The 24,662-nt window shown below is 50.4% G+C and carries 22 protein-coding genes; 16 read left to right on the forward strand and 6 right to left on the reverse strand.

Translation table 11 applies throughout. The features are described from left to right. Positions 1-2: 2 nt before the first annotated feature. From B153_RS0106180 to B153_RS0106190, 3 genes are read left to right on the forward strand one after another with little or no spacing between them, the layout of a single operon-like run. Positions 3-878 carry a phosphatase PAP2 family protein gene (locus B153_RS0106180; RefSeq protein ID WP_245564837.1) on the forward strand — a complete coding sequence of 292 codons (876 nt, stop codon included), beginning with the start codon at positions 3-5 and terminating at the stop codon, positions 876-878. Between the two features lie 47 nt (positions 879-925). Continuing rightward, the gene (gene metF / locus B153_RS0106185; RefSeq protein WP_020595816.1) at positions 926-1,885 is read left to right on the forward strand and encodes a methylenetetrahydrofolate reductase [NAD(P)H]; all 960 of its coding nucleotides are present in this window, start codon (positions 926-928) and stop codon (positions 1,883-1,885) included. 34 nt (positions 1,886-1,919) lie between these two features. Then, complete coding sequence (locus tag B153_RS0106190; protein ID WP_020595817.1) at positions 1,920-2,705, forward strand: phytanoyl-CoA dioxygenase family protein; 786 nt, start codon at positions 1,920-1,922, stop codon at positions 2,703-2,705. A 66-nt stretch (positions 2,706-2,771) separates the two neighbouring features. Here the strand turns inward: B153_RS0106190 and rhaT are convergent, their stop codons facing one another. Further along, positions 2,772-3,824 (reverse strand): L-rhamnose/proton symporter RhaT, encoded by a 1,053-nt coding sequence (gene rhaT, locus B153_RS0106195; protein ID WP_020595818.1) that lies wholly within the window; start codon positions 3,822-3,824, stop codon positions 2,772-2,774. 548 nt (positions 3,825-4,372) lie between these two features. Here rhaT and B153_RS0106200 point away from each other — a divergent pair. The 5 genes from B153_RS0106200 to rhaM all read left to right on the forward strand — a co-directional run bounded on the left by B153_RS0106200 (position 4,373) and on the right by rhaM (position 10,825). Then, positions 4,373-6,478 carry a bifunctional rhamnulose-1-phosphate aldolase/short-chain dehydrogenase gene (locus B153_RS0106200; RefSeq protein ID WP_020595819.1) on the forward strand — a complete coding sequence of 702 codons (2,106 nt, stop codon included), beginning with the start codon at positions 4,373-4,375 and terminating at the stop codon, positions 6,476-6,478. Positions 6,479-6,526: 48 nt separating this feature from the next. Beyond that, positions 6,527-7,801 (forward strand): sugar isomerase, encoded by a 1,275-nt coding sequence (locus B153_RS0106205; protein ID WP_020595820.1) that lies wholly within the window; start codon positions 6,527-6,529, stop codon positions 7,799-7,801. 91 nt (positions 7,802-7,892) lie between these two features. Then, a complete protein-coding gene (locus B153_RS0106210; protein ID WP_020595821.1) occupies positions 7,893-9,287 on the forward strand; it encodes an FGGY-family carbohydrate kinase in 1,395 nt (464 codons plus the stop codon). Positions 9,288-9,304: 17 nt separating this feature from the next. Then, entirely contained in the window at positions 9,305-10,492 is a 1,188-nt protein-coding gene (locus tag B153_RS0106215) for a glycoside hydrolase family 88/105 protein (RefSeq protein ID WP_040760920.1), read from the forward strand. An 18-nt stretch (positions 10,493-10,510) separates the two neighbouring features. Continuing rightward, positions 10,511-10,825, forward strand: a complete 315-nt coding sequence (rhaM, locus tag B153_RS0106220) for an L-rhamnose mutarotase (protein ID WP_020595823.1) — start codon at positions 10,511-10,513, stop codon at positions 10,823-10,825. On the opposite strand, the gene B153_RS0106225 is transcribed toward rhaM, so the two are convergent. The 4 genes from B153_RS0106225 to B153_RS0106240 all read right to left on the reverse strand — a co-directional run bounded on the left by B153_RS0106225 (position 10,822) and on the right by B153_RS0106240 (position 14,138). Then, the gene (locus B153_RS0106225; RefSeq protein ID WP_020595824.1) at positions 10,822-11,751 is read right to left on the reverse strand and encodes a hypothetical protein; all 930 of its coding nucleotides are present in this window, start codon (positions 11,749-11,751) and stop codon (positions 10,822-10,824) included. The two genes, rhaM and B153_RS0106225, sit on opposite strands and share 4 nt — an antisense overlap. 89 nt (positions 11,752-11,840) lie before the next feature. Then, positions 11,841-12,596: a VOC family protein gene (locus B153_RS0106230; RefSeq protein WP_020595825.1), complete on the reverse strand. Its 756-nt coding sequence runs from the start codon at positions 12,594-12,596 to the stop codon at positions 11,841-11,843. Between the two features lie 9 nt (positions 12,597-12,605). After that, the gene (locus tag B153_RS34740) at positions 12,606-13,100 is read right to left on the reverse strand and encodes a hypothetical protein (RefSeq protein ID WP_020595826.1); all 495 of its coding nucleotides are present in this window, start codon (positions 13,098-13,100) and stop codon (positions 12,606-12,608) included. 195 nt (positions 13,101-13,295) lie between these two features. Further along, positions 13,296-14,138, reverse strand: a complete 843-nt coding sequence (locus B153_RS0106240) for an SDR family oxidoreductase (RefSeq protein ID WP_020595827.1) — start codon at positions 14,136-14,138, stop codon at positions 13,296-13,298. A 376-nt stretch (positions 14,139-14,514) separates the two neighbouring features. Here B153_RS0106240 and B153_RS0106245 point away from each other — a divergent pair, with 376 nt between their 5' ends. The 4 genes from B153_RS0106245 (at position 14,515) to B153_RS0106260 (ending at position 18,764) form a co-directional block, all read left to right on the forward strand. After that, positions 14,515-14,853 carry a PadR family transcriptional regulator gene (locus B153_RS0106245; RefSeq protein ID WP_020595828.1) on the forward strand — a complete coding sequence of 113 codons (339 nt, stop codon included), beginning with the start codon at positions 14,515-14,517 and terminating at the stop codon, positions 14,851-14,853. An 11-nt stretch (positions 14,854-14,864) separates the two neighbouring features. Continuing rightward, positions 14,865-17,519 (forward strand): ABC transporter permease, encoded by a 2,655-nt coding sequence (locus tag B153_RS0106250; RefSeq protein WP_020595829.1) that lies wholly within the window; start codon positions 14,865-14,867, stop codon positions 17,517-17,519. A gap of 185 nt (positions 17,520-17,704) precedes the next feature. Then, positions 17,705-18,043 (forward strand): PadR family transcriptional regulator, encoded by a 339-nt coding sequence (locus tag B153_RS0106255; protein ID WP_020595830.1) that lies wholly within the window; start codon positions 17,705-17,707, stop codon positions 18,041-18,043. Between the two features lie 325 nt (positions 18,044-18,368). After that, positions 18,369-18,764 (forward strand): VOC family protein, encoded by a 396-nt coding sequence (locus B153_RS0106260; protein WP_020595831.1) that lies wholly within the window; start codon positions 18,369-18,371, stop codon positions 18,762-18,764. Positions 18,765-18,771: 7 nt separating this feature from the next. On the opposite strand, the gene B153_RS0106265 is transcribed toward B153_RS0106260, so the two are convergent. Then, positions 18,772-19,440 (reverse strand): dioxygenase family protein, encoded by a 669-nt coding sequence (locus B153_RS0106265; RefSeq protein ID WP_157634588.1) that lies wholly within the window; start codon positions 19,438-19,440, stop codon positions 18,772-18,774. Positions 19,441-19,642: 202 nt separating this feature from the next. Between B153_RS0106265 and B153_RS0106270 the strand changes: the two genes are divergently transcribed. The 4 genes from B153_RS0106270 to B153_RS0106285 are packed head-to-tail and all read left to right on the forward strand — an operon-like array spanning position 19,643 to position 24,645. Beyond that, on the forward strand, positions 19,643-20,680 hold the full coding sequence (locus B153_RS0106270; RefSeq protein ID WP_020595833.1) for a sialidase family protein: 1,038 nt from the start codon (positions 19,643-19,645) through the stop codon (positions 20,678-20,680). 52 nt (positions 20,681-20,732) lie between these two features. Beyond that, positions 20,733-21,386, forward strand: coding sequence for a (2Fe-2S)-binding protein (locus B153_RS0106275; protein WP_020595834.1), 654 nt, complete (start codon positions 20,733-20,735; stop codon positions 21,384-21,386). Continuing rightward, the gene (locus tag B153_RS0106280) at positions 21,383-22,408 is read left to right on the forward strand and encodes an FAD binding domain-containing protein (protein ID WP_020595835.1); all 1,026 of its coding nucleotides are present in this window, start codon (positions 21,383-21,385) and stop codon (positions 22,406-22,408) included. Before B153_RS0106275 ends, B153_RS0106280 begins: the two co-directional genes overlap by 4 nt. After that, positions 22,405-24,645 (forward strand): xanthine dehydrogenase family protein molybdopterin-binding subunit, encoded by a 2,241-nt coding sequence (locus tag B153_RS0106285; RefSeq protein ID WP_020595836.1) that lies wholly within the window; start codon positions 22,405-22,407, stop codon positions 24,643-24,645. The genes B153_RS0106280 and B153_RS0106285 overlap by 4 nt, the downstream gene beginning before the upstream one ends. Positions 24,646-24,662: the final 17 nt, after the last annotated feature.

Genomic DNA, 24,662 nt, shown 5'->3' on the forward strand with positions numbered 1-24,662 from the left:
GTATGGCGCAAATGAGTAAGCAGATGGGAATTTTGTCGAAGTGGATGGGGCAGCGAAAGCGCATGTTTGTAGGGCTTTTTTTCATATATCTGTCAACAGCAAGCAGTGCCAGCGCGCAGTCACCCTATCAACTTCGTACAGGTCGAGAGGTGGGTTTGATCGGAGCAGGTGCCTTAACCCTTGGGGCATCGGTGGCATTAACCAAGGCCATCGACCCACTCACACCGGCTGAAATAGCGTCGCTCAATCGGGGAGATATTTCTTCGTTTGACCGAAATGCAACCTTTCATTGGTCTACGTCGGCCGATAAATGGAGTGATGTGGCTTTAGTGGGTACGGTTGGGGCGGCCGGAGTAGTAGCTCTGGGTTTACCAACGGTGCGGCAGGACTTTAAGACCGTGGCCGTGATGTACATTGAAACCTTGCTTCTGGCGAATGGGATTGAACGGACGGTGAAATCAGTCACGCAACGCACCCGGCCGTATGTGTATAACCCGCTGGTTCCCCTGGATGAGAAGCTGGATCGAACCTCCCGGCAGTCCTTTTTTTCGGGGCATGCCACCAATGCGTTTGCCTCGGCTGTGTTTACAAGTGAAGTTTTTCGACATTATTTTCCCCATTCTAAGTTAAAGCCTGTCGTTTGGGTAGGAACGCTCGGTCTGGCGTCGGCTACGGCTCTGTTTCGGTATGAAGCCGGGCTGCACTATCCGACCGATTTACTGGCTGGTGCTGCGTTTGGGTCGTTGGTGGGTTGGGGAATTCCCAAAATTCATCAGATCAAAAACGGTAGTCAGTTAGGGAAACGGCTGGATGTGCAGCCCTGGAGCAACGGTATGGCCAACGGAATCTATATGCGCTTAGCCGTGTTTTCGCGTTAACAGGGGCTTGCCAGGGGCTGCGTATCCGGCAATTGTTTTTTGGACTGATGACTAAAATTACCGATCATATAAAAGCCGCGAACGGCAAACCTATCTTTTCGATTGAAGTTATACCGCCCATCAAAGGCGATAATCTTAAGAACCTGCTCGACAACATCGAGCCGTTGATGGAATTTAAACCGCCATTTATCGACGTTACCTATCACCGGGAAGAATACATCGAACGCCCTTTGCCCGATGGAACCATTCAGAAGATAGTAACCCGCAAACGTCCCGGTACAGTAGGCATTTGTGCGGCTATCATGCATAAGTTTGGGGTCGATCCAGTACCACATGTGCTCTGTGGCGGCTTTACCCGCGAAGAAACCGAAGACTTCCTGATCGATTTACATTATCTGGGCATCGATAATGCGCTGGTGCTGCGAGGTGATCCGGCCAAGCCATTTTCGACCTTCAAGCCGAAAGAGAACGGCTACTCCTATGCGAGCGAACTGGTAGAACAGGTGGCTAATATGAATCGGGGCGTCTATCTACATGAAGAAGATACGGCGTTGGCTCCCAGTGATTTCTGTATTGGCGTGGCCGCTTACCCTGAAAAGCATTTTGAAGCGCTCGATCACGATATTGATTTTCATTACCTCAAGCAGAAAATTGATAAAGGGGCGCATTACATCGTGACGCAAATGTTTTTCGATACTAAAAAGTTTCTGGATTTTGTGGCTCGGTGTCGTCAGGAAGGCATTACGGTGCCGATCATACCGGGTCTGAAACCCCTCAGTACACGGAAGCAACTTCAGATCCTGCCCAAACTATTTCATCTGGAAATACCAGAGGAGTTGCGAAAGGCCGTCGAGTCCTGCGAGAACGACCAACAGGCCCGACAGGTGGGTGTAGAATGGTGTATTCAGCAATGCCGCGAACTGACAGCGGCTGGTGCACCGGTTCTGCATTTTTACACAATGGGGAAAGCCGATAACATCATGAAAATTGCCCGTGAACTGTTCTAGTGTAGGGTAGTGCAGCAAAGGTAAAGGGAATAGTATGCTACGTGAAGCCGAGGTTAATCAGTTTATCCGCGACGGATTTGTCCGAATCGACCATGCATTTCCCCGCGATCTGGCAGACGCAGGTCGGGCTATTTTGTGGAAAGACACGGGCTGTGATCCGGCCGATTCTACGACCTGGACTCAACCCGTCATTCGGCTGGGGGGCTATGCGCAGGAGCCATTCCGGCTGGCGGTCAATACGCCCAGGCTGCACGAAGCCTTTGATCAGTTGGTCGGGAAAGGGCGTTGGGAGCCTCGCAATAGTTTAGGGACGTTTCCCGTTCGATTTCCAAATCCCGACGATCCAGGCGATACGGGCTGGCATGCCGAAGCCAGTTTTGCGGGCGACGATGGTTCCTGGCGGTTGAACGTTTCGTCTAAAGGCCGGGCTTTGCTGATGCTGTTTCTGTTTTCGGATGTAGGCCCTGACGACGCTCCAACCCGAATACTAGTGGGGTCACATCTGGATGTGCCGAAATGGCTCTATCCGGCTGGCGAGACGGGTTTATCGTTTATCGAGCTGGCTCAGCAATTTGACGACATCACCCTGAATCGCCCTGTAGAATTAGCCACTGGTGAAGCCGGAACGGTTTATCTCTGCCATCCGTTTCTGGTTCATGCTGCCCAGCCGCACCACGGTTCTGAGCCTCGGTTTATGGCCCAGCCCCCATTACATCCAACTGAGCCGCTACAACTTTACCGGGCCGACGGGGCCTACTCGCCAGTCGAGCAAGCGATTCGCATGGGCCTGAACGAAAAAAACGGCCGCATTCTCGGTTGACCTGAGAAGCGGCCGTTTTTTTTATCCTCAGATAGGGTGAATGAATGGACGAATTTTCTTTATGGTTTAAAGAGAATTGCCAATTCCCACCAGGACGATTGAAATAAGGATCACAACAATGCCGGTGATGAAGGTACGAAATGTAGCGCCCGACACGCCCGACCACTCTTTCAGATACAAACCCCACAGATTCGCGGTCAGAATGATAGTGGCCATGTGTATAATCCAGGAACTGGCTCCATTCCCCAGTTTACTTTCACCCATTCCGTAGAAGAAAAACTGGAGAAACCACATCGTACCAGCGGTTGCAGAAAAAAGAACATTGGCCAGAATGGGCGTCTGGGTATTCGTGTAATTGCTGAAGGTCTTATTTCTGGCGTTTAGATACATGCACCACAAAAAGTTTGTTGTCAGGCCCCCCCATAGCAATACTACGTAGGTTACGTTATTCTGAAACAGGGGATTGCAACCTTGCCTGACCGCTTGTTCGGCCATAGGTTTACCCGCTTCGATTCCATAGTTGAAGAAAGCACTTAGTATACCCGAGATGACGGCGATTATTAGACCCTTCACGATGCTGAACTCTTTAACAGAGGCTTTCTTTTCCGCGTCTGAAAGTTCCGCTTCTTTCATCATACCCGCTTTACCCGAAATGGCGATTCCGATGAGGCAAACTAATACACCCAGCAACACTAACCTGCCCCCACTTGAACCGAGCATATCCGTAAACGAGACTTTCCCGTTGACAGGGTTGATCGTATAATAGATAGAAGGCACCAGTGCTCCAAACGCTGAACTGAACCCTAATACGACGGAATTACCCAGCGACATGCCGAGGTAGCGAACGCCCAGTCCATACGTAAGGCCACCGATTCCCCAAAGCAACCCAAATACGATCGTCAGCATCTTAACACCTGAATCGGCCGAAGCAATTATGGCTGTAAAATCGGGGATGGTTAAGTAGGCGGCTAAAGGAGGGACAATGAGCCAGGAAAAAAGGCCTCCAACAATCCAATAGCTCTCCCAGGCCCATCCTTTCACTCTATTGAAGGGCATGTAGAAGCTGCCCGAAAAACCGCCACCAATTGTGTGGTAAATGATGCCAATCAGAACTTGCATAAAGAAATCAATTACAATACGAACTTAAAAGCTGGTTGGTAGCCGATACGGCCTATGATTTGAGGTTGCTGACTGTCGCCCACTCCATTCTACGTTTTTGTTGTCAAAAGGATTACCGGAAGCCGTTCTATTTAGTGAATTTGCCTTTAAACAGGTTCTTTAATACCCCTCATTTTACGTGATCTGACGACAATGGCGAGTTGGAAAAGAACTGGATTTGCCAGCAAAACTACCCAAAGTGCAGCCACGATTGTTAAAAATTATGGATGTTGAATTTCAGTCATTATTCATAATTTTTAACAAATTTATCCTTATTTGCTCTGCGAACTCACCTGCTCTCTCCTGTATGGAATGATCAGTTCAGTCGGTAGCCACTGGTGGCCATTACCAGCCTATGACTACCAGTGGCTACCGACTGAACTGATCATCATTCCAGCCGAAAAAAAGAATCTCTTTATAGCAGGAGAGTGCATGACACAGGAGAAATCAAATAAAACGTACTTTGCTTAAAAACAAGATTTCGGAAAGATACTACTTACAATTTATCTATGAATACGACGCAAGCGTTCAACTACGTTAGCTATCTCTGGGATGAGCAGAAAGCCGCAGAGCTCGCGGGTGATGAAGTAGCTTTGTTTATTTATCGTTCCAACCTGCTCGGTGCTGACCTGCGTCTGACGAATTACGCTGGGGGGAACACATCTGTTAAGCTTCTGGAAACCAATCCGCTGACTGGCGAACCCGTTGAGGTAATGTGGGTAAAAGGCTCTGGTGGAGATATAGGTACACTTACCAAAAAAGGGTGTGCCAATCTGTACGTTGATCGTTTGCACGCGCTGAAAAGCCGATACCGGGGCCTGGAGTTTGAAGATGAAATGGTGGGACTGTTCGATCATTGCCTCTTCGATCCCAAATGTGCGGCTCCTTCGATCGATACACCACTTCATGGGCTGCTTCCGTTCAAACACATCGACCACCTGCACCCCGATGCGTTGATTGCCATTGCCGCCAGCAAAGATGGTGAAGCCATCATGCACGAAATCTGGGGTGATCAGATGGCCTGGATTCCCTGGCAGCGCCCCGGTTTCGACCTGGGTTTGAAACTCGAAGAAGCGGTGAAGAAAAACCCGAACCTACGCGGTATCATTCTGGGCGGCCATGGCCTGTTCACCTGGGGAGCTACCTCCTACGAATCGTATATGAATACGCTGGAGGTTATTGAGCAGGCGTCGGAATACCTGCATCAGAACTTCGGCAAAAAACGTCCGGTGTTTGGTGGAGCCGCTCGTCAGAGTGAGACAGCCGAAAACCGGAGAAAACTGGCCGCCGATCTGATGCCAACCTTGCGCGGTCTGGCATCCAGCTACCGGCAGATGATCGGTCATTTTACCGACGATGAGCGGGTACTGGAATTCGTAAACTCGAATGATCTGCCTCGTCTGGCCCGGCTGGGTACAAGTTGCCCCGACCACTTCCTCCGTACCAAAATCCGTCCGTTGGTTCTCGACCCCGAGAAACTCACCAGTGCCGATAGTACGGCCTATCTTGGGCAGGCGTTTGCCGATTACCGCGCTGATTATACGGCGTATTATGAGCGTTGCAAACATCCCAACAGCCCCGCTATACGTGATACAAACCCTGTGGTGCTCCTGTGGCCGGGCGTAGGTATGATGACCTTCGCTAAAGATAAACAAACGGCTCGGGTCGCTGCCGAATTCTATACCAACGCCATCAATGTGATGAAGGGCGCTGAAGCCGTATCCGATTACGTGGGGTTGCCCGAACAGGAAGCCTTCGATATTGAATACTGGCTGCTCGAAGAGGCAAAGCTACAGCGTATGCCCAAACCCAAGCCGCTGTCGGGTAAGATAGCCCTGATTACAGGTAGCGCCGGGGGCATTGGTAAAGCCATTGCCAAAAAATTCCTATCGGAAGGAGCTGTCGTTGTCATCAATGATAACGATGCTGATCGGTTGGCTGGCGCAAAAGACGAATTTCAGAAACAATACGGTAAGGATGCCTACGCAGCCGACCAACTGGACGTAACCAAGGCGAATACCATTGCGGCTACGTTCAATACAGCGGTACTGGCATTTGGTGGCGTCGATATTGTGGTCAACTGCGCTGGTTTGAGTATCTCGAAGCCGATTGAAGAACATACCGAACAAGACTGGGATTTGCTGTACGATGTACTCGTGAAAGGCCAGTTTCTGGTTACGCAGAAAGGCGTTGAGATCATGCGGAAGCAGAAACTGGGTGGGGATGTGATCAATATTGTCAGCAAAAATGCCCTGGTTTCCGGTCCTAACAACGCTGGATATGGTTCGGCCAAAGCAGCCCAACTGCATCTGAGCCGCCTGAATGCCGCCGAGTTGGGTAAAGATCACATCCGGGTGAACGTGGTGAACCCCGATGCCGTTATTTCGGATTCGAAAATCTGGGCTGGCGCCTGGGCCGAAGGTCGGGCAAAAGCGTATGGCATTACCGTGGAAGAACTACCCGCTTACTATGCCAAACGGACGTTGCTGAATGAGATCATCCTTCCCGACGACATTGCCAATGCGTGTCTGGCCTGTGTAAACGGCCTGCTGGCTAAATCGACAGGCAACGTTTTGAATGTAGACGGTGGCGTAGCGATGGCGTTTGTGCGATAATAAAATGGATCATCCAGAACTGGATACCTATACCTTGTAGACCTTATTATGCAAATCGAACGCGAACACATTGCGGATTATAACCAGTCGCAGTTGGAAGGGCATCAGCGGAAATTGTCATACTGGACACAGGAGGTTGCGAAGGCAGAGCCCATCATTCAGAAGTTGATCGATTTTCAGATTGCCATCCCTAGCTGGGCATTAGGTACGGGCGGTACACGCTTCGGGCGGTTTCCGGGTGGGGGAGAACCCCGCTCGCTCGAAGAGAAAATTGAGGATGTTGGTTTGCTGCATGCGCTGAACCGCGCCAGCGGAGCCATTTCGTTGCATATTCCCTGGGATATTCCGACTGACCCTCAGGCGATCAGGCAACTGGCGGCTAAACACGGGCTTCGGTTCGATGCGGTCAACTCCAATACCTTTCAGGATCAGCCCGACCAGCACCATAGCTACAAATTCGGGTCCTTGCAACATACCGATGCGGCCGTTCGCCAGCAGGCTATCGACCATAATATCGAGGTGATCAGGCATGGTGTGGCTTTAGGCTCTGATTCGCTGACGGTCTGGTTGTCTGACGGGTCCTGTTTCCCGGGTCAACTGAACTTTCGCAAAGCGTTCGACCGGACCCTGGGAAGCCTAGCTGAAATCTACGCGGCTCTGCCCAACGACTGGAAGATGTTTGTGGAATACAAAGCCTTTGAGCCTAACTTCTATTCGATGACGGTTGGCGATTGGGGCAGTAGTTTCCTGTATGCCAGCAAACTCGGTCCCAAAGCGTATACCCTTGTGGATTTAGGGCATCACCTGCCCAATGCCAACATCGAACAGATCGTAGCGATTCTGTTGCATCAGGGCAAACTGGGTGGATTCCACTTCAACGATTCGAAGTATGGCGATGATGACCTGACTGTAGGAAGTATCCGGCCTTACCAGTTGTTCCTGATTTTTGCTGAATTGATCGATGGCATGGATGCCCGTGGCATGAACCACGCGAAAGATCTGGGCTGGATGATCGATGCCAGTCATAACGTAAAAGATCCGCTCGAAGACCTTCTCCAATCGGTCGAAGCAATTCAGATTGCCTATGCACAGGCACTACTCGTTGACCGCGAAGCACTGGAAGAAGCTCGTGAAGCCAACGACCCCGTTCGGGCGCAGGAAATTTTGCAGGAAGCTTTCCGCACCGATGTACGCCCGCTGGTAGCCGAAGCGCGTCGTCGGGCAGGCGGGGCTCTGAATCCATTGGCGCTGTTCCGCAGCCTGAACATCCGTCAGCAACTCATCGGCGAACGGGGTGCCAAAACCGTAGCAACGGGACTTTAACTAATGAGCGAAAGGGTGAAAGAGTGAAAGAGCGAAAAGTCGGCGCAATCCTATTCACTCTTTCACTCTTTCACTCTTTCACTCTTTCACTATGGACGTTGTTGCAATTTTTGACATCGGAAAGACCAATAAGAAGCTGTTTCTGTTTGACGAACAGTACCGTATCGTTTGGGAGAAGTCGGAGCAGTTTGCCGAGGTGCCTGACGAAGACGGGGATATGGGCGAAGACCTAGAACTTCTTCGGAACTGGGTAACGGCGTCGCTGGCTGACGTGATGACTTTGCCAGACTTTTCAGTAAAAGCCGTCAATTTTTCCACGTACGGGGCCAGCCTGGTGTATGTCGATCAAACTGGTCAGGCCATTGCCCCGCTTTATAACTACCTGAAAGCCTACCCCGCTGTCTTACTCCATCAGTTTTTTACGACCTACGGGGGCGAAACAGAATTGACGCGCCAGACCGCGTCGCCTTCGCTGGGAAGCCTGAACTCGGGTCTTCAACTGTATCGCTTTAAATATGAACAACCCGAGCCGTTCGCCAAACTGGCTTTTGCTTTGCATTTACCGCAGTATGTAAGCTCCCTGATAAATAACTGGCTGGTTTCAGACCTGACCAGCATCGGGTGTCATACCATGTTGTGGGATTTTGATCGGCAGCAATACCATAAGTGGGTGCTTGACGAAAAGCTTGATGGCCATCTGGCACCTATTGTTCCTTCAGATTCGGTTCGTAGCATAGCTATTGGACAACGTACGGTGCAGGTAGGGGTGGGGTTGCACGATAGTTCATCGGCGTTGATTCCGTATCTGGCGTCATTTCAGGAACCGTTTGTGCTCATATCGACCGGGACGTGGTGCGTCAGTATGAATCCATTCAATAATCGTCCGCTAACTCCTGAAGAATTACAATACGATTGCCTGAACTACATGCACTACAAAGGCCAGCCGGTAAAATCGTCCCGGCTGTTTGCCGGATATGAGCATGAGCAGCAGGCAAAACGGTTGGCGGACCATTTTCAGATGCCTGTCGATCAATACAAAAAGGTAGGCTATAACCCGGATACGATTGATCGCTTACGGCATACACTGAGTCAGGTAACCACCGGGAATGATGCGAAGGGCGATCAACTCCTGTCGATGAAAGGTTCGTTGTTTGGCCAGCGTAAACTGGCTGATTTTGTCAGTTACGACGAAGCGTATCACCAGCTTATTCTTGATATTGTATCGCAGCAGTTGATTTCAACCAACCTGGTGCTGGCGGGCTCGCCTGTGAAACGGATTTTTGTGGATGGAGGATTTGGCAAAAACCCCATTTATATGAATTTGCTGGCTATAGCTTTTCCGTCCATCGAAGTCTATGCTGCATCGGTAGCGCAGGCGTCGGCTCTTGGGGCGGCCCTGGCTATACATCCGCATTGGAATACCTACCCGCTGCCCGGCGATTGTGTTGAACTTAAAAAATACACAGCCCAGACCGTTACTCATTAACCCCAAAATTTGAACTTATGAAATGCCGACCGATAAGGTACGGGTTTACCCTCTTGTTTGTCGTAACTGCTCTGGTTGTTCAGGCGCAGAAACTTCCAGGCAGAAAGGAAATTCTGGCTAAAATGACCCTGGTCAATGCGTACTTTATGAAAACCTGGCCCGATCCGGGAAAAGAAATCGTGACCAATAAGACCCGACCCAGCAACATCTGGACACGGGCTGTTTATTACGAAGGGCTGATGGCGTTGTATGGGATCGATAAACAGAAGGCGTATTACGATTATGCGGTTGAGTGGGGCGTAAAGCATAATTGGGGACTTCGTAGCGGGAATAAAACCCGGAACGCCGACGATCAGTGCTGTGGACAAACGTATATCGACCTCTATTGGATCGACCGGGAGGCCGGCCATCTGCAACCCGAGCGGATCCGTGATATAAAGGCGTCTATCGATGCGATGGTAGCGAGTGATAAAGTCGATGACTGGAACTGGATCGATGCCCTGCAGATGGCCATGCCCGTATTTGCTCAGTTGGGAACCCTGGAGAAGAAGGGGAGTGATGCGGCTACTGCTTATTTTGAGAAGATGTACCAGATCTATACCTATTCGAAAACGAAGCATGGCGGTATTGGCCTTTACAATCCCGCCGACCATCTGTGGTGGCGGGATAAGGACTTTGTGCCACCCTACAAAGAGCCCAATGGACAGAACTGCTACTGGTCGAGGGGCAATGGTTGGGTTGTAGCGGCTCTGGTGCGAGTACTCGACATCATGCCCAAAGATGCCCCACACCGCGATGAATATCAGAAAACGTATCTGGAAATGATGCAGGCCCTGGTGCCTTTACAGCGTCCGGATGGCTACTGGAATGTCAGCCTGCATGACCCGACGAACTACGGAGGTAAAGAACTTACCGGAACCGCTTTGTTTGTGTACGGCATGGCCTGGGGCATCAACCACGGCTTGCTCGATCGGAAGACCTATCTCCCGGTTATTGCCAAAGCCTGGAATGCGATGGCGACTGAATCGGTCCATCCAAGTGGCTTTTTAGGGTATGTGCAGGGAACGGGGAAAGAGCCTAAAGACGGCCAGCCTGTTACCTACGATAGCAAACCTGATTTTGAGGATTACGGGCTGGGCTGCTTGCTGCTGGCGGGAACAGAGTTATATAAACTAAACGAGTCCTCGGCTTACCGAAAAAACTGAGCCGAGGACTAATGGAATATGGAAGAAATTGCGTTTACAATGAAGTTGAAGCCTGGGGTAGAGGCCGAGTACCAGCGTCGCCACGACGAGATATGGCCCGAATTGTCGCAGGCATTGACCCATGCAGGCATTCGGGATTACTCGATATTTCTGGATCGGGCCAGTGGCACCTTGTTTGGCGTTCAGAAGCGGCTACCGAATCACACCGCCGATGCCCTGCCCGAATTGCCTGTTATGAAACGCTGGTGGGCCTATATGGCGGATCTGATGGACACGAATCCCGATAATTCCCCGCTAGCTGTTCGGCTGGAGCGGGTGTTTCATATGGATTAGCGCAGATCGGCCAACCACTGCTGGGCAAACGTGCGGGCTTCCAGTACGGGCCCCTTACCAAGTCGATACAGGAATTTCCACTCCGCAGGCTTTCGCTGGTAAACAGGGTTAGCAAATTCCTGCTTCCGACCCATCGGAATCAGTCGGGCATTGAAGTCGACGGTTTCGGTCAGGGTAATAAAATCCTGCAATCGTTTTTTCAGCAAGGGCCGGAAATCAGTATGGGCGTCGAATTCGGCTTTTTGCCGACGTTGTTGTGCCAGTTGATTTTTATCGACTTCGGGCGTGGTCGTCGACTGGTCGATGTTCGACAGAGCCTGCCGTTTCAGCAGCGCCAGATACTGTTTTTTGCAGTCGGCAGGGGGTAAGTTCAGAACCTTTTTCAGTTCAGCGATAAATTGCGTTTTGCTGCTTCGTTCGCTGCCCGACAGAGCTGCCAATTCCTGTTCTTCCTGCACTAACTGACTCCGTACAGCCATCTGGATCATAGCGGGATCCATGCCGGCAAACGCCTGATCGAGTGTGGCTAACTGGTTTTTCATGGCGGAGCGATTGGCGTCGTTGTCCTGTTTCTTTTGGGCCATACGTTCGTCAGTATACGCTTCGTCGTACGGATAATACGTTCGCAAATCCTGTAGCCAGGCATCTTTAAAATTCGAGGACTCCACATAAGTCCGAACTACGTGGCCCAGTGCCCGAACGGTCGTTGTTCGCGACGACTCTGGGATTCGGCGGGCCATTTGTCGCATTGAGCTGGTGGCGTTAAAAAAGAACCATTGTGGCTCTTTCAGGTTGAGCAGCACATCCTGCCGTAGTTTACCCGTATCGATGCTAAGTTCGGTCATAACATCGCTTACCCGGGCAGCAACGAGCCAGTAGCACACGCTGAATAGAAGAAGAAGGGTGATGCGTTTCGTGGTTTTCATGAGCGGTAAGAAAAAGAGAAAGGTGAGCAGGTATTTTTTTGCAGTGTAAAAGTCTGAGTAGCAGTTGCATTACGAAAAGCGAACATCCATCAACCCACAAAAGCAGGCAATGAGTTGATGGATCTGGCCTTTGAACGGATATATTCCGTACCGACAAATAGCGGATTTCCCAATGAAACAGGTAGCTGATTGACTCCGTAGCAATACAAGGTTTGCGAGGGTTGACCCGGCTCGGATTCGAAGGTTACCTGACAGTGGTTCATGGCGGCCGGGGTTTTGGTAAAGGGCCATGGATGACCTACCTGAGCAACCGTAAGCAAGCCGGCATCATTTCCCAGAATGGCTAACTCGGCCGATGGCGCAAAGCGCCGAAACGTGGGCAGGCCGAAGCGTTGCATAAGCTGCCGGGTGGTTGTCGGGGTGCATTCTGTGGCAATGCCTACCTCACTGATTCCCTGAAACAGATCATCGACCGTCAGATTCGGGTTAAACAATGTCAGGTCGTTTCGGCTGATAAATTTGACCAGATTGCCGTTGTTGTCGTAAAAAAAACTGGCCCGGGCACGCCAGGTTGGCAATTCGATTGTTTCCTGTCCGTTGGTGGTCAGATAGTTCAGCGGATAGCTGTGCAGGCAGACTTCCAGCATACCCACGGGCACGTTGATGGCAAAATGATACGGTGCTACCGGCTCATCGACGGCCCTGAAAGTCAGGCGGGTCCAACCCGCCTGAACCGTCAGGGTGTCGACCGATTCACCAACGATCGGTAAGCCGAGCTGCCGGGTGTAAAAGGTTCGCGTTCCCGGCAGATCGGTCGTGTAGAGTTCAAGGGCTATGATTTTCATGAGGCCGTTCTACTGATTAACAACCGACTTTAAGGTCACCGTTGTTGTTGATGTTTGATTGTGCTCGGTAGCTGTTTTCTCGATCTTTACCCCGGCAGCCGATGCTTCGAGTACTTTCCATTCCGATACCAGGTGGGCATCTTTGTCGCTTACGATGCGGATGGTGGCTGTTTTCTCGTTGTAGGTCCAGTGGCTGGGTCTGCTCACTATAGGCAGCGATTCGTCTGATGAGCACGAAAGGGCACCTGTATTGCCAGTTAGTTTACCATTTTCTTCGAAAGTCAGGGTGTTGTCTTTGTCGCAGGGGCGTAGAAATGCCATCAGATCAGTATCTACTTTGCCATCACCATCCAGATCAATAGCAGGGCTTACCTGAAACGCGGTCATACTTAAGTTCTTGCCAGTGAAGGCCAGACTTTTGCTGTTAGAAGGAAGTTTGTACGATGCGGCTGTCAGCATAAATGTGGCAACAGCGGCCAGGAAGAAGGTGTTAAACGCTTTCATTGTAGTTGTTGTTTTTGGTTGAAAAAGAGGTCTTTAATGGATTGTTGTTCATTTTGTCTGATTGACCTGGCAAAGTTGTCGTTCAATCAGGGGCTGTCCTACCATCCTGTTTGTCAATCGGGAAAAGACGCGTATGAACTGATGCGAAAGGCCCGTCAAGCGTATAGAAGGACACATCGATTCGCTGACAAACGGCTATACAAGTTCGAGTGAGTGCTGGAAAGCCGGTGCATAGTCGGCCAAAAAATCAGCGTAGCTTCGAGGGGTACGGCCCAATACGTCAGTACAGAGGGTGACAGCTTCAGATGATACATTCTGCCCCTCCTGCAGCATGAACAGGTACGTTTTGCGCCAGTCATCAATCAGCCAGGTGGCAGGCGATTGGTCAGCAATGGACGTACGGGTAGGCGTTGTGAACGGTGCGCTTAGCGAATGGTTGAGTTGGGGGACCTCATTCGTTTGAAGGCCAACTACCGGAATCGACTGGCCGTTGAAATCATCGGTAAGAAGGGCTTTCAGCGTTGCATCCGCTACATCGCGGGCATCGACCCGATTGATCCCATTATCGTTGATAAACTGGGTTGGAAGGGTGTATGAAGCGATTTGTGTACCAATGGCCAGATCATGCTGGTAAATCAGTGTAGGGCAGATCATGACGAAGGCCATGCCGGTTTGCATCAGCACGTTTTCGACAGTGACCCGGGTTTTCATGTGGGGCATCTGGCGAGCGTTATACTGGCTTAGATAGACCATTTTACGAACGCCCGCTCGTTTGGCTGCGGCAATCGCGTACTGCCCCTGTGCACCTTCGGTTGGACAACGCTGATTTAGTAAAGCTACCGTATCGATATCGTTGAACGCTTTCGGCAAGGTGGCTGGCTGCTCCAGATGGCCTACAACCGTTTCAACACCGTTTGGGAATAGAGCAGCTTGTTCGGGAGATGAAATCAGTACCCGGATCGATACAGGTTGTTGGAGTAATTCGGCTACGACCAGACGGCCAATCGTTCCGGTGCCGCCAATGACTAAAATTTTCATGATTCACTAGTTGTTGTTTGTGGTTAAAAAAGAGGAGATGCCGAAGCAAGGTTGTTGTTCATGAAGTAGAACTTGCTAGCTGAACGACTGAACAAAATTGCGTGATGTGCTCCCTTTAGCCTATGCCCGGTCAGGTCAACCGGAAAAAGTAGGTGTTGAAATGAAGGATAAGGACGACAAAGTGTCTTTGTCGGAACCGGCATACATCCGGGCTGATTGCGTATGGAAAACGGACGGTTGCGGACAGATACTGTACGTTTTCGGACAGTGGCTTTTGCCAGAAAAGGCCCTTGTAAGCTACAGAGGGTGTTTTTTGCCTTTGGCAGGAGATTTGTTTTGCAAAATTACAACTAATGGTCTTAACCAACGTAGCACCATGCGAAGAGCCTTTTTAGGAGAGTTCGAAGAAATTGTCCTGCTGGTGGTAGCTGCCTGCCCAGCCGAAGCCTACGGGGTTACAATCTGGGAGGACCTTCAGCAGCAAACCGGCCGTTCGATCACCCTGAGTGCTGTACATGCCACCCTATATCGGCTGGAAGAGAAAGGGTTTCTATCGTCCACAATGGGGGGAGCTACTGCCGAGCGAGGAGGTCGACGAAAACGATTCTTTACCCTGACAGCCATAGGAGTTCGTGCCTTAAACGACGTGCAGGAAGTCCGCAGCCGTCTATGGCGAGCCATACCACCTGGAAAATTTCAACTGATCGGTATTTAACGAACGTGTCTATGCCCCCCAAATCCCGACCACCTCGCTGGGCCGACTGGCTACTGGAGCGTTTTCTGTCACCGTACCTGCTCGAAGATGTTCAGGGCGATTTGCATGAAGTATTTTACAAACGCATGGCTCAGGTAGGGGTAACCCGCGCCCGACATGAATATAGCTGGGCCGTGCTGCATTACCTGAGTCCATTCTTTTTTAAACCCGCTCCATCGGAACCTAACTCATCGGTATACCCGTCACCCTCTTTACTAAATCTGAGTATGTTACGCAATTATCTAACCATAGCCCTGCGCACATTGGCCCACAACAAAGCCTATTCCATCATCAACGTGGTAGGCTTGAGCATCGGCCTGGCTGCTGCCATGCTGATCATTCTTTATACCAAGGACGAAGTCAGCTACGACCGCTTTCACGCTAACAATCCGAACCTGTACCGCATTACCAGCCGCGATATTACCCCCGGCGACCAGAAGCCAGGCTATAATACGAATACGGGGATTTTTCAGGGACCTAAGTTTACGGCGGGCACACCCGAAATTCTGTCGTTTGTTCGCTTTCAATCAAACCAGCATGATATAAAGCAGGGAAACGAGGTAAAGAGTCAGGAGACATTTTCGACCGACCCCGAATTCTTTCAATTATTTAGTTTTCCGTTGCTGAGCGGTGATCCAAAAACCGCGTTGACGCATCCGAAGTCGGTAGTTGTTTCGGAGGATATGGCCGAAAAACAATTTGGAACCCGGGAAGCGTTGGGTAAGATCATGTTCATCAAGACGAATGAGCAATTTGAGCCGTATACCGTATCTGGGGTGGCGAAGAAATGCCCCCAGAATTCATCCATAAAATTCGACATCCTACTGCCAATAACGATCTCAAAGGAAGACTTTGCCCAAAGCGACAACTGGTTTAGTTTCTTTCTGAATACGTTTGTATTGCTACGACCCGATGCGGACAGTAAGGCGGTTGAGGCTACCATAAATCGGATATATCAGACGGATGCCAAAAATACGATTGTAGAAATGGCTAAAAAGTTTGGGATAAAGAGCAAAACAATCTATTCGCTCCAACCGCTTACAGAGATGCACCTCAGTACGGACCTGCCGGTCAATAATGGTCTGGTCGATGAAAGCAGTCCCGCGTTTTCGTACATTCTGTCGGGTATTGCGCTGTTCGTGCTGTTGATTGCCTGCATCAATTTTGTCAATCTGACCATTGCCCGTTCGCTGAAACGCGCCAAAGAAATTGGGGTTCGAAAAGTAGTGGGCGGAGGCCGTAGCCAACTGGTAGTCCAGTTCCTGGGCGAATCGTTTCTACTCTGCTTCGTAGCGTTTGGACTGGCTATTCTGCTTCTCCTGCTCGTTTTGCCGACATTCAATCAGCTTGCCAACAAAGCTCTGTCATTCATGTATCTGCTCGATATAAAATTAATGGCTGGCTACGTTGGCCTGTTTCTCATGACTGGTTTGCTGGCAGGGTTTTATCCGGCGGTTATCTTATCTGGATTTAGCCCGGTTCAGAGTTTGTACAGCCGGTTCCGGTTTACGGGCCGGAATTATCTGCAACGGGGTTTGATTGTCCTGCAGTTTTCCCTCGCATCCTTCCTTATCGTGGCTACGCTAACCATCAATTCGCAATTCAACTATCTGACAACGAAAAGCCTCGGGTATGACGACAGTAATCTGGTCTCTGTAAATAAATCGTCCCTGAAACGTAATGAAGCCCGTCTGCTCAAAAGCGAACTGATGAAGTTCCCATCCATCGTCGACGTAGCGCCTAAGAATCAGGGTTTCTGGGGAACGGTGGCTAAAGTTAATGGTGAAAAGCAACTCTCCTTTGCTTACGAAACCGTGGATGAGACATACCTGCCCCTGTTTAAGATTCCGGTCTTGACGGGGCGTAACTTCTCCCCCGATTTTCCCAGCGATTCAACGCAGTCGGTACTGGTAAATGAAAGTTTTGTGAAAGAAGCAGGCTGGAAAAATCCGATCGGGCAGGAGGTGAATTTCTTTGCGTACGAAACCCCGGAGCGATACAAAGTGATTGGGGTGGTAAAAGACTACCACTTTGTCGCTTTAAACCAAAAAATCCGGCCTCAGTTGTTCACCATGAAACCGAAAAATGACTTCGGGAAAGTGTTCGTCAAAATAAAACCGCATACCGAAACCGAGAGCCTTCGGGCCATCGAGCAGACATTTAAAAAACTGTTTCCGATCAGTCCCTATTCGTACAGCTTTCTGGATCAGGACAACCTGAAAAAATACGAATCGGAAGCTAAATGGAAGCAGATCATGCTGTTTGGGGCTATCCTGACCATTTTTATTTCCTGCATTGGCCTCTTAGGGTTGGCAACTCTATCGGCCGAACGACGTACTAAAGAGATCGGTATCCGCAAGGTGCTTGGCGCATCGGTAAGCAGTATTGTTCAACTGTTGTCATCCGATTTTCTACGGCTGGTGGGTTTTTCGTTTGTCTTCGCTTTTCCGGCAGCCTATTACGCCATCGATAAATGGCTTGAAAACTATCCCTATCGCATCGAAATCAGTGCCTGGATGTTTGCGCTGGCGGCTCTGCTGGCTATACTGATCGCCTTTTTTACGGTCAGCTTCCAGTCCATTCGGGCGGCCTTGTCGAATCCTGTAAAAAGCTTACGGGCGGAGTAAAACCCATCCGACAAACGAGAAACTGCCATCCGGTTTACACGTCCGATGAGGGACATCGGTTGTCCGGTAATGGACAACCATTTAACGCATGTTTTATCAAAGAGGCTATTTCTATCCAGAAATAGCCTCTTTGATTTATTGGCAATAGATTTGTACGATAAAATGTAGACTAATCCATCGGGTTTATGCGCCGAACCTATTTAGGGGAATTTGAAGAGATCGTTCTGTTGATGGTGGCTATATTGGACGGTGATGGATACGGGGTTACTGTCAGTCAGGCGCTGGAAGAGCATACGGGCCGAATCGTCACTTTCGGAACCGTTCATAACACGCTTATTCGTCTGGAAGAAAAAGGCTTTGTGTCGTCCGATCTGGGTGGGGCGACTGCTGAGCGGGGCGGCCGACGCAAGCGGTTATTCCGGGTTACGGCATTGGGTAGCCGCGCACTTCAGGAGATTCAACAGCTTCGTCAGGAGCTTTGGCAAATGCTGCCCCCTGGCACACTTCGATTGAGTAGTTTATAAATAAGTCGTCAGGTTATCTATTTGCTAATTGGTCGCTACAAGTTGACCCGACTCTCCACTTTTCTTTATTTACAAAAGCTCAGAGACTGTCTAAAATTTAGTTTGTCGCTTTTTGTGTCATTCCTCCTCCGACTACGCGTCCCGGTCGGAATGACACAAATCTTCATTTAGGCTTTTATTAGAATTTTAGACAGTCCCTCAGGATAAAAAATTATATAGGCGTCAAAGAACGTAAAAAGGTTACGTTGTTGGGTTTGAATCATTGTACCAGAGAACGATCAATAGGTTGATGACAATATCCCGAATGTATACCTGATTACCGTCAATGGAACAGATAAAAGCAATACTCAAAAATGCCTGGCCTTACCAGCAGGATAAAATGAACCTGCCCGTTGCGGAGCTTGAAATCGCTCTGCCGTTTTACGAAACCTATATGGGATTTCAGATCGTATCCCGGAGCGATACGCCCTATCCGTCGGCGATCATGGTCCGTGATGGTATTCAGATTGGCCTGTCCGAAAATGGTGGCGATCCCGCACAGGATGGTTGTTCCTTCGAAGTCAATGATGTAGAAATGGCGTTCGAGGAGATGAAAGTCAATGGATTAACAAAAGAATTGTCAGGGTTTGATTTTCAAACATACGGTACAACCAACTGGAAAGTCTTTTTTGTGGTGGCTCCTGATGGCCTATGCTACTGTTTTGGCGAGCGGCAATCGTAACTGAACCTTAGGGAGTGGTGGGATAATTAGGTATGTTCTTTCCGAGGTAGATGGGCCGTACGGCTTTGTATGTGTTCCCGACATCGATAAGTTTCAGAATGCCGCTACCTCCCCGGTTTTCCAGCTTTGCCCGTTTATCAGCCGTGAGAATCGGGTCATCGTCAAACAGGAATTCGTCGATATAGTATTCATTGAGACCTGGCTCTTTAAGGGTAATATGAATGTGGGCCGGATCGGAATGGCCAGGGTAGGGGGCTGGTCGGAGCGTAACAAATTTATATTCACCTTTTTCGTTCGTTCGCATCCAGCCACGCAGGGAGCCGTGTCGTTTTTCCCAGCCTTTAGCCCCCGATCTGGCTCGGTAACGACCCGTTTCGTCGGTATGGTAGACGTACAGGATGACGCCCGGCGCTGGGGTTATCCCATCGGCTTTGTACACGATGCCGCTGATGTTTAGTGGCTTTTTGCTATTCCAGGTAGCAACGGGCAGTTTGGCCAGCATTTCCAGTTTATCGAATGGAACAGGGCTTTCATAAATCGCTTCGCAGCCTTCACACGGACCGCCTACTTTTTTGTCCTGTCCCGATGCAGGCAAGGTAAACAGCCACAATAGGCCGTACGTAATCAGGAGGTAAGGGGGCTTATGGTAAGTAGGATTTGTTTGGCGTTTAACCATGCCGATCATAGTTGTAGAAAGAAACGTTGGTGATTTTATCGAAGTAGACGAAATTGGTTGATGCTCAATAGTACGCTCACACGAATTAGAGGTAATTATATAGAAGGGTTTGAAAAAGTTCTCTTTAAACGTCCCGGTTAGCTATATTGAAAGCGTAAAAAGCCCTTTGTGGTAAAATATACTTACACAGTAGAATCCATTCATGAAAATCGCATCTCTATCGTTTTGTATTGCCTGCTTGATTCATATCGGCCTATTTGCTCAGTCCAGTAACACCGCCATACGGCAGCGTGAGTTTATTTATGAAAAGGCTCCGACTCCGGAATGCCATGCCTCAACCATTGCCGAAACACCCGCTGGCCTCATCGCTTCCTGGTTTGGGGGTACATACGAGCGTCATCCCGACGTCGGTATCTGGGTGAGCCACCATTCCAAAACAGGCTGGACAACCCCCGTTGAAGTAGCAACAGGTGTACAGCCCGACGGCAAACGACTGCCCTGCTGGAATCCGGTTTTGTTCCAGATACCCAACGGTGAGCTACTCCTGTTTTATAAAGTCGGCCCTAGCCCGTCTACCTGGTGGGGGATGTTAAAGCGGTCGAAAGACAATGGGAACACCTGGTCAGAAGCGGAACGGCTGCCAGATGGCATTCTGGGGCCCATTAAAAACAAGCCGGTTCTATTGCCGTCGGGGGTGTTGCTATGCCCAACCAGTTCAGAAGATCATAACTGGCGGGTCCATTTCGAGCTAACCCGCGATTGGGGCAAAACCTGGGAAAAAACGGCTCCCATCAACGATGGTGTAACGAATGGCGCTATTCAACCCAGTGTTCTGTTTCACAAAAACGGTGAGTTGCAAATTCTATGTCGGAGTCAGAAGCTTGGTTTTATTCAGGAAGCCTGGTCGAAAGATGGGGGAAAAACCTGGTCGGCTTTGCAAAAGACCTCACTGCCCAACCCTAACTCAGGAACTGATGCTGTGACCTTAAAAGATGGACGACAGGTGCTGGTCTACAATCCGACCTCGCCGGTAAATGGTAAAAGTGGTCCACGTACCCCGCTCGACGTGGCTATATCGAATGATGGGAAGACCTGGAAAACACTGGCTGTACTCGAAAACGAACCCGGCGAATATTCGTACCCCGCTGTTATTCAAACGGCTGATGGCCTCGTACATATTACCTATACCTGGAAGCGTCAGCGCGTACGGCACGTGGTCGTCGATCCTGGAAAAATATAGAACACGGCTTTTATAGACTGGGGATGGTTCGGCGGCTTATGATTGATACAGATTGTATTACATCATAAGCCGCCGAACCATCCCCAGTCTGTTTGTCCCATTTGCCAAGATTATTGAACAACCACAGGCGCATCTGGTTCTGGAAGTACACTTACTCTGGACTGTTATGACGCTGAGTGCTGAAGCTCCCCCGAAGGCTACGCATACGCCTTCTTTGCCACCCACGCATACCGTTACGTTGACCGTCAACGGTACCGAAACCCAACTGCAACTAGCCCCCTGGACGTCTTTACTCGATGCGTTGCGCGAGTATATGGACCTGACTGGTACCAAAAAAGGCTGCGATCATGGTCAATGCGGGGCCTGTACCGTTCTGGTCGATGGGAAACGCATTAACGCCTGCCTCACATTGGCCATTATGCAGGAAGGCAAGCAGATTACCACCATCGAAGGGATTGCGCAGACCTGTACCGATGCTCCAGATGGTCTGCACCCGATTCAAAAAGCGTTTATTGACTACGATGCTTTCCAGTGTGGTTATTGTACACCGGGGCAGATATGCTCGGCAGTAGGGCTGCTCAACGAAGGGAAAGCTAAAACAACGGCCGACATTCGGGAACTCATGAGTGGCAACATTTGCCGTTGTGGAGCTTATACGAACATTGTACAGGCGATTGAGGAAGTTATAAATCAGCAGACCGTATGAACAGTTTTACCTACACCCGCGCTGATTCTGTGGAGCATGCCGTCGATGAACGGGTTGCTGAAACAGGAGCCCGATTCATTGCAGGGGGAACCAACCTGCTCGATTTGATGAAGGAAACGGTCGAAAAGCCGTCGCGCCTGATCGACATCACCCGGTTGCCCATGACCAGTATCACCGAAACCATCGAAGGGGGACTGCGACTGGGGGCTCTGGTTACCAATGCCGATACTGCTTACAACAAACGGGTTCAGGAGCGCTATCCATTGCTGTCTCAGGCCATTCTGGCAGGAGCTTCTCCCCAGCTTCGAAACATGGCCACGAATGGGGGTAACCTGATGCAACGAACCCGCTGCTATTACTTCTATGATGCAGCAACGCCCTGTAATAAACGGCAACCCGGTTCTGGCTGCTCCGCGATCGAAGGCTTCAATCGAATCCACGCCATTTTGGGGACGCACCTTTTTGATCAGGAAGGGCGGGCGCTTGAGCCACAATGTATTGCCACCCATCCATCCGATATGTGCGTCGCGCTGGCAGCGCTGGAGGCTGTCGTGCAGGTTACGGGTAAATATGGCGAGCGTACCATTCCCTTCGCCGAATTTCACCGATTGCCCGGCAACACCCCGCACATCGATAATGCATTGGAACCGGATGAACTGATAACCGCCATTGACCTGCCGCCGAATGGTTTTGCAGATAACCATATGTATCTAAAGCTTCGTGACCGGGCTTCCTATGCGTTTGCACTCGTATCGGTGGCGGCTGGCCTGGAGCTGGATGGGGATACCATTACAAACGCCCGCATTGCCCTCGGTGGCGTAGCCCATAAGCCCTGGCGGAAACCCGAAGCAGAGGCTTTACTGGTTGGAAAACCCACTACCCAGGAGTCGTTTCAGGCCGCTGCCGATGCGTTGCTGGCCGGGGCTCAGGGATATGGGGCCAATACGTTTAAAATTGAACTGGCAAAACGGGCCATTGTCCGCGCACTCGGACAGGCCGCTAAACTTGAACCAACCGAATGAGTCAGGTAATTGGAAAACCCATTAATCGTGTCGACGGTCGGGACAAAGTGACCGGAAAAGCAAAATATGCCGCTGAGTTTCAGGTGCCCGGCCTGGCGTATGGGTACGTGGTATCGGGTACTATTGCTAAAGGGAAAATTACCCGGATCGATACCAGCGAAGCGTTGAGTCTGGATGGCGTTTTGCAGGTATTTACGCATGAAAACCGCCCCCGGCTGGCCTGGTTCGACATTAGTTACAAAGATCAGGATGCTCCTCCCGGTTCGCCTTTTCGCCCCTTGCAGGATGCTACGATTAAATACAGCGGACAACCCATTGCGCTGGTTGTAGCCGAAACGTTTGAAGTAGCTCGGTATGCTGCGTCGTTGATTCGGGTTGAGTATAAAGAAGAGCCGCATGAAACGAGCCTGGAAGCGAATCTGCACCGTGCCCGGCCTCAAAAACATGGGGTAGCCGATTTGTTGAAACCACCACCTCCTAAGCCAAAGGGTGATTTCAACACCGTTTATGAAGAATCTCCCGTCAAAATGTATGGTCGGTATAGTCATGCGGCTGAGCACCACAATCCGATGGAGTTGTTTGCCAGTACGGTTGTATATGAAAAAGGAGGGAAGAAACCGAAGCTGACCATCTACGATAAAACCCAGGGGGTAACGAATAGCATTCTGTACGTTTCGCAGGTGTTTGATATTCCATTCAAGAATATCCGGGTGCTCTCTCCCTATATGGGGGGCGGATTCGGTTCTGGCTTACGGCCGCAGTATCAGTTGTTTATGGCGGTTATGGCGTCGCTCGAACTGAAGCGGTCTGTACGCGTGACACTTACCCGCCAGCAAATGTTCACTTTCGGCCACCGACCGGCTACCGTACAGAATGTAGCCATCAGTGCTTCGGCCGATGGAGCCATGAACGCCCTATACCACGATGCCCGAGGGGAAACGTCTCGTTTTGAGGATTATACCGAAATCGTTACGAACTGGGGAGGAATGCTGTACCCGCCCGAAAACGTTACCCAGGATTATAAGCTTGTACCGTTGGACGTGTATACCCCGCTCGATATGCGGGCGCCAGGGGGTGTAACGGGGATCTCGGCACTGGAAATAGCAGTCGATGAATTAGCCTATGAACTGGGCATGGACCCGCTCGAACTCCGACTGAAAAACTATACTGATCTGGATCACAATAGCCAAAAGCCGTTTTCCAGCAAAGAACTTCGGGCGTGTTTTCAGCAGGGAGCCGAGCGATTTGGCTGGTCTAAACGGCAGTTTGAACCCCGCTCGATGCGAAAGGGACATAACCTGATTGGCTGGGGCATGGCTACCGGCATTTGGGAGGCAAACCAGATGCCCGCTCGGGCTGAGGCTGCTTTACTGGTCAATGGCAAACTATGGGTCAGTAGTGCCACTGCCGACATCGGAACCGGAACGTATACCATCATGACCCAGATCGCAGCCGATGCGCTCGGGGTTCCCATGGAAGATGTCCTGTTTAAGTTGGGGGATTCGGATTTTCCCGTTGCCCCCATTTCGGGTGGTTCCTGGACGGCCGCTACGGTCGGTATGGCGGTTCACTCTGCTTGCGAAGCTGTTGGAAAATCGCTGCTGGAATTAGCAAAAAAATTAGCAGGTTCCCCCTTTAAAGGAGCCAAATGGGAAGATATTGAATTTGCCGATAGGCAACTTCGGCTAAAGCGTGAGCCAACTACGGCCGTGTCGCTACAGACATTGGTTGACCTGAACGGAGGTAAGGCCGTTCGGGAAACATCGACTGGATTGCCTAATGCGTTGAAGCAAAAGGATTATGCACGGGCTACTCACTCAGCCGCGTTTGTGGAGGTTATGGTCGATGAAGACCTGGGAACGGTAAAAGTAACTCGGGCCGTGAGCGCCATCGCTGCAGGTAGAATCCTGAATCCTAAAACGGCACGTAGCCAGATATTGGGCGGTATGGTCTGGGGCATAAGCAAAGCCCTACACGAAGAAAGTATTTTGGATCATAACGTGGGCCGTTTCATGAACCATAACCTGGCCGAGTATCATGTATCGGTCAATGCGGATATCCATGACCTCGACGTTATTTTTGTAGAGGAAAATGACACGATTGTCAATCCACTGGGTATCAAAGGGGTGGGTGAAATAGGCATTGTAGCTATGCCTGCCGCCGTTGCCAATGCCATCTTCCATGCAACAGGCAAACGAGTAAGAGACCTGCCTATTACGCTGGATCGGTTGATCTAGTCATTATTGGTCGTTGG

Origin of the sequence: Spirosoma panaciterrae DSM 21099, assembly GCF_000374025.1 — a bacterium.
Lineage (GTDB): Bacteria > Bacteroidota > Bacteroidia > Cytophagales > Spirosomataceae > Spirosoma > Spirosoma panaciterrae.